Genomic DNA, 11,183 nt, shown 5'->3' with positions numbered 1-11,183 from the left:
GTCGTGGTTCGAAGATCCGGGGAGTGGGTATTTCAATCCACGCACCCGTGAAGGGTGCGACTGCAAAGACAACCCGGATCATCCACCCCACCCATTCATGAGAGAGGACGATCGGGGTTTAGTTGGTATTCAATCCGCGGGTAGATAAATGTTCCTTTTAACAAATTTGACGATCCAACCATAATGAAACTAAAAATATAATTTATATCATATATTTACTTCAAAACAATCCCTCCGACAGGGCGAACACACAACACACAGACCCGAGCAGCCGCACCACAAAAATAATATAATATCAGAGAATTTTCTCCGCGAACCCTCCAGGGATATACTGTTCGCTTGAGGTTCGCAGGGTTACGTAATTAATAAACCTTCTGGATCGTACCCCGCTTTTGCACCGTAGTGCTCCACCCGGTTCTTCCAGTTCTTACCCAGGTAGTAGAACCGGAGGCTGTCTTTCTCTTCGTCAATTATTTCACAGAGGGTATGTTTAAGTTTCGCAAACTGGGCAGGATCGACCAGACACTCAAAGACTGAGTTCTGAACCCGTTGACCATAGTTCACACACTCCTTTGCCACCTTGCGAAGGCGCTTTTTTCCCTCTTCAGTCTCAGTATTGACATCGTACGTGATCAGAACCATCATTGCGAAACACCTCAGTTCATGAAGAACGGCGGATAGCCGTCAATATCACCCCGCAGGAAACGGGCCATCAGCATCGCCTGCACGTACGGTAGCAGTCCGATGGGTATCTTCTCGTTCAGATACGGGTGCGTGATCATCTCCCGTTTGCGCTTTTGCCAGGCAGCAATCACCGCCTTACGCCCATCGTCGGTCAGAATGACCCCACCATTCTCTTTCTTCATGAAATCCCTGCCGCTGATCTGCTTCATATTCACAAGGTTCAGCGCCAGACGGTCAGCCATGAACGGGCGAAGCTCCTCCATCATATCGAGCGCCAGGCTCGGCCGCCCGGGCCTGTCGGTGTGGAAGAACCCAACGTAAGGATCGAGCCCCACAGTCTCCAGGGCGGACTCAAGATCGTGGGCAAGGAGCGTATACAGAAAAGAGAGCAGCGCATTCATATTGTCCAGCGGCGGCCTCCGGTTTCGTTCAACCAGGTAAAAATCATCCTTCTGCTTGAGGATCAACTCATCAAGAGTGACGAAGTAGAATTTAGCGCAGTTCCCCTCGATCCCCCGGAGCATATCTGCAGAGGTGCAATCCTCGATCTTTAAGAGGTTCTCGATCAGCAGAGCATCCGCCGCTCGAACCTTATCGCAATCGATGACCGCCCCGTGATCGCGAATACCTCTCCCGAGGACTGTTCGGCAGTTCACGAGTTTACCAATGATGAAAGCCTTTGCTATTTCCAGAGACTCCTCGCGATTGTCCGCTCGCAGGTACTGAGTCCGCCGCAGCAAAACATTGCCGCGCACCCGGCCGCTGACCCGTCCCAGAAACCTTCCAGACGGCGATAAAAATGAGAGGCTGACATTATTCTCGGTGCAGAGCTGCATCAGTTGAGGACTGGCCCCCATGTAGCCGAAACAGACAATGGCCTCAAGATTATGGATAGGAATACGGAACTTCTCCTCGTTCTCGACCCTGACAACGACGTTCTCACCGTCGCGGGCCAGGTAGGACTCCGGCGTGGTTACGTAGAGTGTGTTCAGGAGTTTCCTCATCCACAGTGCCCCCGGGCAAACAGGTCCAACATGCTGCCACCCACCTCATGTATTCAGACATCCTCCACACAGGCCTCTTTGATGTGTTTGCGTATATATTTGCGAACAGACTGGGGCTTTTTCGTCAGTTTCGGCATACAGACATTCTGGAGGGAACAGAGGCCGCACTTCCGCGAGACTTCAGCAGGGGGTGTGACACCTCTGGCGAAGAGTTCATGCATCTCCTCCGACAACCGATAAACCCGCTCTCGTAACCCATCAGAGAGGAGCAGCGGCACTCTTCGCCGGATCTCGTTGTAATAGAAGTCGCCCCGGCTGATACGGGAATTAAACACCTCTTCCAGACAGATCGCCTGGGCGCATAGCTGGACCTCATCGCGCTCGTCAATCTTGGGTCTCCCCCGCTTGTACTCCACCGGTCTTACCGTCCAGAGGCCTTCGTGGCCCGGAAGGGAAATACCATCTTCCGAGCGGATGTACTCGACCACGTCGGCCACGCCATAGAGGCCAAGGGTGTATGAGACAATCGGGACAGCCCGCGATATGATGACATCGCCGCGGCTCTCCATGAAGAACGGGTCGTCCACCCTCTGATGGACCAGGTGGCCTTCCACCGTCTGGAGGTTCTCCTCCCACTGGCGCTCGACGTGGATGAGGGCCCACTGACGCCGGCAAAAACAGAAGTGCTGGATGCCCGACAACGCGAGCAGCTCTTCGTCAGTATACCGCACCGTACTCACAACTTCTCGATGATCTCGACCCCGGCAGGCACGTCCCGATCGACGGTGACACGATAGTCCCCAAACGATCGCGGAGGCAGATCCCCGGAGATGCGTTCAACCCTGACCTTGTCGAAGAGGAGGTGTGACTGGCAGCATCCCAGGGCCGTGTCGTGCTTGAAGACGATCAGTTTCCGGGCAGACAACTTGCCCCTCGAGGCCGAGTGGTCGTGCTCGAACATATTGACAAGGCTTTCCCAGAAGAGTTCCAGATCGTCATCGGAGAACCCCGTCTTCTGAGCGAGATGGGCGGAGACGTAGCCTTCGGTGCGATAGAGCGCGTAGGGGACGATCTGCTTCTTCCCCATCGTCCGGCCTTTCTCACGGTCCCCCTCGGTTGTGACTGCCAGACGGGTGATGGTGACCTCCTGCTGGAAGATCGGGTCAATGCTACGGGAAAAGTTGAGCTGCACCGGTCCTCTGACCTGTCCGCAATTAACACCCGTTGACATTACAGCACCAAAAGTTCTGATATCATAAAAATTCTCGCACATAAATTGGGTAGCAGCGGGATCTGCCAGTTCTTTCTTGCCTTTAGGGGGGCGGTTTATGCTTTTATACGCCATTGCATGTAAATCATTTAAAACCACACCCGACTTGACATATATGTTATATCCTGGTACATTGCGGCCAGAATCATCCGATTTAACAAGGTCGATATAATCTCTGACTTTTCTCTTGAGGCAAACATCTGTTACGATACCATGTCCCGTCTGCGGATCGATCCGTGGCATATTCCCCATATCCGGGTCACCATTCGGATTTCCATTCTCGACATCAAACAACAGGACAAACTCATACCGGTTTTTAATAGGCTCACTCATGATCCCTCACCTGCAAATCCTCTTTTCCCTCTTTCTTCGTGTAAAGCGCCTTACGCTGGTGGTAGTAGCCGAGCATGAACATCCCCTGCTCCTCCAGGCTCAAGTATGCCGGGAACTCATCAACACCTTCCAGCGTCTCTTCGATCGCCTGCACCGTCTTGAATCCCCAATCGGACTTTGCGATATGGTGCTGTGCAAGTTTCAGCAGAACCGGGAAGACCACCGCCGGCGTCGTCGACGCACTGCTGAAGTACTTGCTGGTGATCGTGCTCTTCATCTCTCTGTTCGTATCGGCCTGTACCTTCTCGAGGACTGCAAAGAGCCTCCCAAGGCGGTACGGCACGTTCTGATTCTCCTCGTTTAGACTCACGCTAATCATATCCTCCCTTAAATTAGTCAGACCGGCTCTCGCAAGGCGGAGCAGGTAGGCTTTGATGAAGCCCGCCCGGATCGAGTTGATTGGCTGATCCACCTTCGCCCGATTGAGGATCGCGCTGTACATCTGAACAGGGTATGGTCCACCGTTCAGGATCGACCGCATAACAAGGCCGCCAAGGAGCGGGGAAGCGGCCTTGCTATCCGAACTCGGCGCAACCGTCTCTCTCAACAAACGATACATCGAGACATACCGCGGATCGTAATCGCCCCTGACGATCTCCATGTCCAGGTGATGCCGTGCGGCTCTTGCGATAAAGTTGCCAAAGGTATCAACGTGCCAGAACCGGACCGCAAGTCTCGCGTTGTTGGGAGAGAGGCCAAGTATGTAGAAGTTCGCCTCAGGGTCTGCCCCGATATCCTCGGTATGGACCTTCTGGCCCCTCCGAACCTTATCGAGGATATCGGAGATCAGTTCGATTCTCTTCCAGTCCTGAATCCTCGCCGGACCAGAGGATTCTGCTTCACTGTCCTCATCGGCCTCTTCACGAGGATCGAAGAAGAGAAGCGCAAGATCCTCGCAGGCCGTCCCGCTTGTCTCCGCCCAGAAGACGACCGTTGTATCGGCAATGCGCATGTGATACTCCGGGCGTGCAAGGAGATAGTTCAGAGCGGTGGTATACTTAAACATCGCCAACTCGCTGACCGGGGCGTTGAGGCCCTGCTTTTTACCATAGGAGCAGAAAGAATCATCATTGAACGCGACGAGCGGAGCACCTGAGGAATGCGTGCCAGCGACTCCAACAACCTTATTATGTAACCGCGCTACAGAAGCCGACCGTCCACTTACAAGGCATTGGGCACTTGTTTGCTTCTTTTCTATACCCTGCGATAAGTGCTTTTCCCAAGCAGCTCTGACAGCATCGTTCTCGTGAAGATATATTCCTCCACAATCAATCACTAAATTGCTGTCGTTGAGGATCTCATCTTTATACTCTAGAAGTTTCGTGTTGTCAAGGAACGATTCAGGCTTCCATCGATCAAGGAATTTCAAGAATCTCTTTACACATGGATCGTCTACATCCTCCAGGATCTTACGATGAAGGCGTTTGAAATCTTCAAAACAATCTCGGGAATGTTTTGTAATCAAGAGATCCTCTTTTTCTCCTTTTTCTAGAATGATGACTTCTTGATTGTCGTCTGCGGCAGAAATAGCACCCTTTTTCTTCTTCTCCACGCCAAAGAAATACTTGGCCTTATCACATAAGAAATACGCCGGGGGTTGCGTCCCTGAGCGACCCATGTGCAGTGGCACAACCTCAGTTCTCGGTCTTGGTTTCTTATTGTCACTCCTGAGATCAACAATGTATGATATCTCACCATCATCCGAAATAACAAGGGCAAAGGAAACGTCAACGGGACCGTATCCAAATCGAGCTATTTTTGCTCTCTCATCCTCCGCGAGGATGTCATAATACCGGCAGAGAGACTGGATGATCATGAGACGCCCCCGAACTCTAAGCACCGCTGTACATCGATGACGCCGTCCACCATGACCGCCCGGTAAAAGATGGCCTTCATGCCATCGTCAAAATCGATGTCGTAGAGCATGAATCCGAGATCCTTCTCTCCCGTGTAGCAGGACTTCGGCATCTCTCCCTCCACGAGTTCGAACCGGACCGGGAACTCACGGCAGCCGAAATAAGGCTGGTAGAAGCACTGCCCCTTCCGCATTCTGCGGAGCGCGATGTTGTAGTGTTTCTCGGCGGTATCATCGGGGCCCGCCTGGTCGGTCAACTCGAAGTGCGCTTCGATACCATAACAGACATCACGCAAGAGCAATGATGCTCGCTGGACGGCTCCCTGGGCAGAGTCTTGAAAAAGAGCAACATCCTTCCCGCGGAGTGCGCTCATCACCTTCGTCGCCGGGATCTTACCCGCCCTCTCGTTTCGGCGGACGTTGTCAAACTTTATAGGGTTTAAGACGTGGATCTTGTCAACCTTCCAGCGGATGGCAGGTTTCCAGTAGATTGCCTCAAGGATGCCCCGTGCAGCCGAGGGGGTCATCACATCGTAACTCACCCGCTCCGTCTTCATCTCCGGTCGGGTAAAACAGGCATAATCTCCCCATACTTTCAGCCGTACTCCATAGCCTATCGCCATCGCCTCCCTAAACGATCAGCAGTGATCCCTCCCCTTCATTACCTTTTCGATTTATCAGTCCAATTTCCTCGGAGTATTGGCTCATATCATTCAGTATCCAGAACCTGTCGCCGAAGAGGTCGATTTTTCCTGCGCGTTCGAGTTCCCGAAATTCGTTAGGGTAGATATTGATCGTATACCCTTGCAGATGCCGTGCATACTTCCACGGTGATTCACTGGCCCGGAGTTCGTCGAGGAGTGCTCTCCCTTCGTCGCCATAGGGGACGATGAGGTCCTTTGTGCCCTGCTCAATGATGCAGAACTTCCACCCGACATCCTCAAACGGGAATGCAAGCTCACGAGCCCTCTTCTCGAACGACTCCAGTATCCCCTCCCGGTCAAGCCCCTTGTCACCCTTATACGAGTAGAGTCTCTGGAAGTAGGCCTCGACAGCCCGAAGTGAGAGTGGATCGCCATATATATCCATGACCATCCTGCCGACCTCCGCTGTGAGCCGCTGCCAGCTCGTAGCCTGACCATACCTCTCGGTCGACCGGAAGACGTAGACCTCTCCCCGCTCTGCCTTTCCCTCACGGTTGCACCGTCCGGCAGCCTGGGCAACGGAATCGATGCCGGTTGCTCCCCGGTAGACAATAGGGAAGTCGATATCCACGCCGGCCTCGATCAGCTGGGTCGAGACGACACGGCACTCTGCACCCGCTTTAATCAGATCCTTGATCTCCTTCAGTTGCTTCCTCCGGTGGATGGGGCACATTCTGGCGCTCAGGTGGAAGCACCGGCCGTGTTCCGAGAGTGAGGCGTGCAGGTGCTGGGCGTGGGCTCTGGTATTGACGATACAGAGAACTTGGTGGTGCTTCTGCAGCCTGGCGGTGAGTTCCTCGTCGCTCATTGGCCCGAGATCGTGCACGTTGACCCGCCGGAACACCTCATAAAGTTCTGCAGGCGAACGCATGATCTCGGCGGGCCTGATGCTTTCATCAAGTAGATCACTGAGTCTGGGCTGGGTCGCCGTGCAGATGACGACTGTGGAACCGTAGTTTCGGACAAGTTCAGAGAGAGCCTGGAGGCAGGGCCGCAGGAAGTCCGTCGGCAGCATCTGGGCCTCATCGAGTATGATCACACTCCGGGCAAGGTTGTGGATCTTTCTGCATCGCGACCGTTTGTTTGAGAAGAGCGATTCGAAGAACTGGACATTTGTCGTCACGATGATTGGCATATCCCAGTTTTCGGCCGAGAGTTCAAGGAGATACCTCACGGGGTCAGCATCGTCGTCGGGTACCGTCATCGGGTCGAAGTTGCTATGGTGCTCCAGCACGTTCCGGTTCCCGAAGATCTTCCTGAATATTGCGGCGTTCTGCTCGATGATGCTTGTATAGGGGATGACATAAAATATCCTCTTTAGATTGTGGCGTTTTAGGTGCTCAAGCGCAAATGCCATCGATGAGAGTGTCTTCCCCCCGCCGGTCGGGACAGTCAGGGTAAAGACCTGCGGTGGGAGGGATGCCGCCTCCCGGCACTGTTCGTAGATCTCCCTTCTCTGCTTGTTGATCAGAGTTTCGTCGGCACCCGAGAGGAGGACGGCCATATACTCATCGAACCTCCGGGAGAGGGTCTCAAACGAGTCGTATCGCCCCCGGACGGAGTATGCCCCGGGATCTGCGAACGCTTCAGTATCGAGAGAATCCGCATCGACGAGGCACGAGTAGAGCATGCGCGTATAGAAGGCCACCGTAAATCCGATCCCGTTTCGGACCGGCTGCAGAACCGGGCGGAACCCCTTAAGATCAGGGGCCTGGATCTCGTCCCGGTACGCCGAGTAATCCGGTAAAAACCTGTTTCCCAAGCGCTCTTCAAGCCCGCTCGCCTCGCTGCCATAGTTCAATAGACCTCCATGGTGCCCGGTGATGATGTACTCAAGGATACGGCTGAACTGTTTTGGGTACAGTGCCCTTGCCTCCAGTGCCCCGGCGGTCGAGTGGTCGACCCGAATGTTTGCTCCCTCAAGGCGCCTCTGGAACTCTGCCGAATACTTCCCGATGTCATGCAGCAACCCTCCGGCGTAAGCAAGTTTACCGGCATTAAAATCCCCAGCAAACTGCGACGCAATATCGGCAACGTTCTTGAGGTGAACTCTGAGCAACTGCCAATTCTGTTTATCGGAATTGTTTGTGGAATGGGCGTAGTACATGGGGCAGACCACCGATCTAACAATTCGATAGAAGATGGATAAACTTAGTCGTTTACGTCCGGCTGCAGGGATGGAGAACGACTGATTGTCAACGGGATTATCTTACACCAAGGCTATTTGCGTCAATTCCTGCGCACTCCAGAAATTGTGGTTACGATCATCGTAGCAGGAAGAAAAGCGTTATCCTGACGGGCGGGTAACAGGAGTATGATATGCTTACAGCCGATGGCATCCTCGATGCGCTCGCAAAACACCGGGAACGGATCAGGAGCCTGGGGGTCCGGCGGATCGGGGTCTTTGGGTCGTTTGTCCGGGGCGAGGAGCGTGAAGAGAGCGATATCGATATCCTCATCGAGTTCGAGGAAGGGAGGCGCTCCTTCGACACGTACATGGACCTCAAGTTCTTCCTCGAAGATCTCTTCGGGAGAAGGGTCGACCTCGTCGACCGCGACACCATAAAACCGGCTCTCGAGCCGTATATACTCAGGAGCGTCCGGTATGTCCCGGGATTATAACCTCTACCTCCGGGATATCCTCGAGGCCATCGAGAGAATTGAGCGGTATACCCGGGAATGGACTACGAAGATTTTTTGGCAAACGACCTGGTGCAGGACGGAGTGATCCGGAACCTCATGGTCATCGGCGAGGCCGTGATACTCATCCCCGAACCGTTGAAATGCCAATACCCCAATATCCCCTGGAGAAAGATTGCAGGGATGCGGGATATCCTCATTCACGCATACTTCGGCATTCATAACGAGATCCTGTGGGACGCTATCAAGAACAAGATCCCTGAACTACAGGTTGCAGTCAGGCAGATGCTTGATGACGGGGACGCTTGATCGCAGGGGTCCTGAACCACACGTATTCCCCGGGCTTTTGCACAAAAATGAAGAATAGGGAGTCATCCCGGGCCCCCACCCCTACGCCGCCGGCGCGGCGTAAAGTTCCTCCTCTTCTTTGATCATCGGGTAGTTCGCCGCCTCCCACCCGATCGTGCCTCCAAGGAGGTTTATGACGTTTGAGAACCCGTGCTTCTGGAGGATGCTTGCTGCGATGCTTCCCTTGTACCCGACATCGCAGTGGACGACGATCCGCTTATCCTCCGGGATCTCCGAAAGGTGCTCCTCGAGGTGCCCGACGTAGATGTGGTGGGAGCCCTGGATGTAGCCCTTCTCCTCCCGCTGGCCGATCTTGCGGACATCGAGGATATAGACCGAAGGGTCGTCCAGGTGCTCCGCGAGATCGGACGGGGACCAGGTCCCGGTCCGCTCGATCTCTTCGCCCTGCTTGAACCAGGCCGCAAACCCGTCGGCGAGGTATCCCGCGATGTTGTCGTAGCCAAGCCTCACACAGTAGCGGACCACGCGGTCCAGGTCCAGGTTGAAGTCGTCGACGAGGACGATCGGGTCGTCGTAGTTNNGTAGTAGCCCATGTAGATCGGAAGACCGTCCCGCCAGATATTGAGCGTCCCCGGGATATGCCCTCCGGCGAAACTCGTCGGGGACCGGATATCTATGATCTGGGCCTTTCCGTCGAGGAGAGAGCGAAGTTCCCGGGCGGAATAGGCCGAGAGGTGCGGCAGGCTGTAGAGAAGGGGCGGGCCCTCCCGGTTGAGTCTTCGCATCATCTCGAAGTACGGCGGCTCGTAGATCTTCTCGTTCATCTTGTACTCGACGAACTCCTCCTTGCTCATCGAGAGGATGGGATTTGCCGCCTTCTCAAACCCAATCGTCGTATACTCCCGGTCGCTGATGTTGCCGCCGCAGACGGAGCCCGCGCCGTGAGCGGGGCAGACGATCACGCCGTCCGGGAGCGGGAGGATCTTCTCGTGCAGGCTTGCATAGAGCATCTCGGACATCTCCCGGCGCTTGCTCTCCCCGGCAAGATCGGTCCTCCCGACGTCGCCTGCAAAGAGCGCATCACCGGTAAAGATCATCAGCGGGTCGGCGGAGACGGATCGGTCGCGCAGCAGTATCGATATGCTCTCGACCGTATGTCCGGGGGTCTCGATGACCTCAAGCTCGAGGGGGCCGAGCCTGAAGGTATCCCCCTCGTGGACGCTGGTCCCGAACCTGAAGTTCTCCCGCGCCCCGTGCAGGATCTCGGCCCCTGTTATGCGGGCAAGGTCGCGGGACCCGATGACGTAGTCCTCGTTCTTGTGCGTCTCAAAGATCGTTGTGATCTTAAAGTCGTTGCTCTCGGCGATCTCCGCGTAGATCTGGCAGTCCCGCCTCGGATCGATGACCACCGCCTCCCCCTCCGCCCCAACCACATACGAGTTGTGGGCAAGGATCTCGGATCTTATCTTCTCAAACAGCATCCCCATCCATCTCCCCGGAGAACGGGTTTGTCTCCGTTCCGACAGACCGAGATGTGGAAGAGGGATATAAAAGGTTTCCGGGAATCCGGGAAGGCATCACCCCTCGCCCCCCGGACACCGATCGTCGCGGGGCGGGCGCCGCTGCCCCGCTCCCCGCGCCTTCGGGACGGATAGAACGCTTCCCACCGCTTTGAATGCGTCCTCTAATTCCTCAAAATTCGGGATCCGGCAGCCGCGTAAAATTCTTAGACCGCTGCGCATGCTATCGCCGCCGAGCATGCAGCCCACCACCATCTTCTCGGTGTTCCGGGAGAACCGGACGATCTCGTTTGCAACATGCGCCGGGTCGACGAGCGTCGTCGGCACGGCAATCACGAACGCGATATCCCAGAAGTCCTGGTGCCGGATCAGGACGTCAAAGAGAGCAGCAAACCTGGCGGCGTCGGCGTCCCCGATGATATCCATGGGGTTTGCATGGTTCCAGATCGGCGGGAGGAACTCGTTTAACTCACGCAGCACATCGTCGGGCAGGTCGACCATATCGACGCCGTAGGCCTCGGCGTAATCCGAGGCGAGGACGGCAAACCCCCCCGCGCTGGTGACGGCGATCGCCCTCTTCCCCTGCGGGTAGCCCTCGGAGGCCAGGAGTTCTGCAAGGTTGAAGGCGTCCCGCAGGCTCCGGACCGGGATCACCCCGGCCTGGCGGAAGGCCGCAACGTAGACGTCGTAGCTTCCGGCAAGCGATCCCGTGTGGGACGATGCCGCAGCCCGGCCTTTTTGCGACGACCCGGACTTGACCGCGACGACCGGCTTATTCCTCGCGACGTCGCCGACGATCTGCAT

Annotated in this window: 11 protein-coding genes and 1 pseudogene; 2 read left to right on the top strand and 10 right to left on the bottom strand. The window is 55.4% G+C overall.

Going from position 1 to position 11,183, the window contains the following annotated elements:
- Nucleotides 1-354: 354 nt before the first annotated feature.
- Genes cas2 through cas3 form a run of 7 tightly spaced genes read right to left on the bottom strand, consistent with a single transcriptional unit; the run spans nt 355 to nt 7,969 of the window.
- Complete coding sequence (gene cas2 / locus ACI94_RS03940; protein WP_066955676.1) at nt 355-645, bottom strand: CRISPR-associated endonuclease Cas2; 291 nt, start codon at nt 643-645, stop codon at nt 355-357.
- An 11-nt stretch (nt 646-656) separates the two neighbouring features.
- Nucleotides 657-1,688, bottom strand: a complete 1,032-nt coding sequence (gene cas1c / locus ACI94_RS03935; protein ID WP_066955673.1) for a type I-C CRISPR-associated endonuclease Cas1c — start codon at nt 1,686-1,688, stop codon at nt 657-659.
- 53 nt (nt 1,689-1,741) lie between these two features.
- Nucleotides 1,742-2,428, bottom strand: a complete 687-nt coding sequence (cas4, locus tag ACI94_RS03930) for a CRISPR-associated protein Cas4 (RefSeq protein ID WP_201784936.1) — start codon at nt 2,426-2,428, stop codon at nt 1,742-1,744.
- Nucleotides 2,425-3,291 carry a type I-C CRISPR-associated protein Cas7/Csd2 gene (cas7c, locus tag ACI94_RS03925; protein ID WP_066955670.1) on the bottom strand — a complete coding sequence of 289 codons (867 nt, stop codon included), beginning with the start codon at nt 3,289-3,291 and terminating at the stop codon, nt 2,425-2,427. The genes cas4 and cas7c overlap by 4 nt, the downstream gene beginning before the upstream one ends.
- Entirely contained in the window at nt 3,284-5,167 is a 1,884-nt protein-coding gene (gene cas8c / locus ACI94_RS03920; protein WP_286681109.1) for a type I-C CRISPR-associated protein Cas8c/Csd1, read from the bottom strand. The genes cas7c and cas8c overlap by 8 nt, the downstream gene beginning before the upstream one ends.
- Nucleotides 5,164-5,829, bottom strand: coding sequence for a type I-C CRISPR-associated protein Cas5c (cas5c, locus tag ACI94_RS03915; protein WP_083524751.1), 666 nt, complete (start codon nt 5,827-5,829; stop codon nt 5,164-5,166). The genes cas8c and cas5c overlap by 4 nt, the downstream gene beginning before the upstream one ends.
- Nucleotides 5,830-5,836: 7 nt before the next feature.
- Nucleotides 5,837-7,969 (bottom strand): CRISPR-associated helicase Cas3', encoded by a 2,133-nt coding sequence (cas3, locus tag ACI94_RS03910; protein WP_286681108.1) that lies wholly within the window; start codon nt 7,967-7,969, stop codon nt 5,837-5,839.
- Nucleotides 7,970-8,229: 260 nt separating this feature from the next.
- On the opposite strand from cas3, the gene ACI94_RS03905 reads away from it, so the two are divergent.
- Together ACI94_RS03905 and ACI94_RS03900 are read left to right on the top strand one after the other, a co-directional pair.
- Nucleotides 8,230-8,532 (top strand): nucleotidyltransferase family protein, encoded by a 303-nt coding sequence (locus ACI94_RS03905; RefSeq protein ID WP_066955660.1) that lies wholly within the window; start codon nt 8,230-8,232, stop codon nt 8,530-8,532.
- 57 nt (nt 8,533-8,589) lie between these two features.
- The gene (locus ACI94_RS03900; protein ID WP_224732835.1) at nt 8,590-8,859 is read left to right on the top strand and encodes a DUF86 domain-containing protein; all 270 of its coding nucleotides are present in this window, start codon (nt 8,590-8,592) and stop codon (nt 8,857-8,859) included.
- Nucleotides 8,860-8,940: 81 nt separating this feature from the next.
- Here the strand turns inward: ACI94_RS03900 and ACI94_RS03895 are convergent, their stop codons facing one another.
- From ACI94_RS03895 to ACI94_RS03885, 3 genes and pseudogenes are all read right to left on the bottom strand, one after another.
- Nucleotides 8,941-9,384 carry a rhodanese-like domain-containing protein gene (locus ACI94_RS03895; protein WP_286681107.1) on the bottom strand — a complete coding sequence of 148 codons (444 nt, stop codon included), beginning with the start codon at nt 9,382-9,384 and terminating at the stop codon, nt 8,941-8,943.
- Nucleotides 9,366-10,340, bottom strand: a complete 975-nt coding sequence (locus tag ACI94_RS03890) for an MBL fold metallo-hydrolase (protein ID WP_286681106.1) — start codon at nt 10,338-10,340, stop codon at nt 9,366-9,368. The genes ACI94_RS03895 and ACI94_RS03890 overlap by 19 nt, the downstream gene beginning before the upstream one ends.
- A gap of 96 nt (nt 10,341-10,436) precedes the next feature.
- A pseudogene (locus ACI94_RS03885) lies at nt 10,437-11,183 on the bottom strand (CoA-binding protein); the annotation flags it as partial.

It is taken from the genome of Methanoculleus sp. DTU007 (assembly GCF_001512385.1).
In the GTDB taxonomy this organism is placed as follows: domain Archaea; phylum Halobacteriota; class Methanomicrobia; order Methanomicrobiales; family Methanoculleaceae; genus Methanoculleus; species Methanoculleus thermophilus.
The sequence above is the reverse complement of the archived record's forward strand: the minus strand, read 5'-3'. Positions and strand labels throughout refer to the sequence as shown.

Excerpts from the sequence above, each read along its gene's own strand:
- ACI94_RS03905 (WP_066955660.1), top strand. The coding sequence starts at position 8,230 with ATGCTTACAGCCGATGGCATCCTCGATGCGCTCGCAAAACACCGGGAA.
- ACI94_RS03900 (WP_224732835.1), top strand. The coding sequence starts at position 8,590 with ATGGACTACGAAGATTTTTTGGCAAACGACCTGGTGCAGGACGGAGTG.
- cas7c (WP_066955670.1), bottom strand. The coding sequence starts at position 3,291 with ATGAGTGAGCCTATTAAAAACCGGTATGAGTTTGTCCTGTTGTTTGAT.
- cas2 (WP_066955676.1), bottom strand. The coding sequence starts at position 645 with ATGATGGTTCTGATCACGTACGATGTCAATACTGAGACTGAAGAGGGA.
- cas1c (WP_066955673.1), bottom strand. The coding sequence starts at position 1,688 with ATGAGGAAACTCCTGAACACACTCTACGTAACCACGCCGGAGTCCTAC.
- cas5c (WP_083524751.1), bottom strand. The coding sequence starts at position 5,829 with ATGGCGATAGGCTATGGAGTACGGCTGAAAGTATGGGGAGATTATGCC.
- cas8c (WP_286681109.1), bottom strand. The coding sequence starts at position 5,167 with ATGATCATCCAGTCTCTCTGCCGGTATTATGACATCCTCGCGGAGGAT.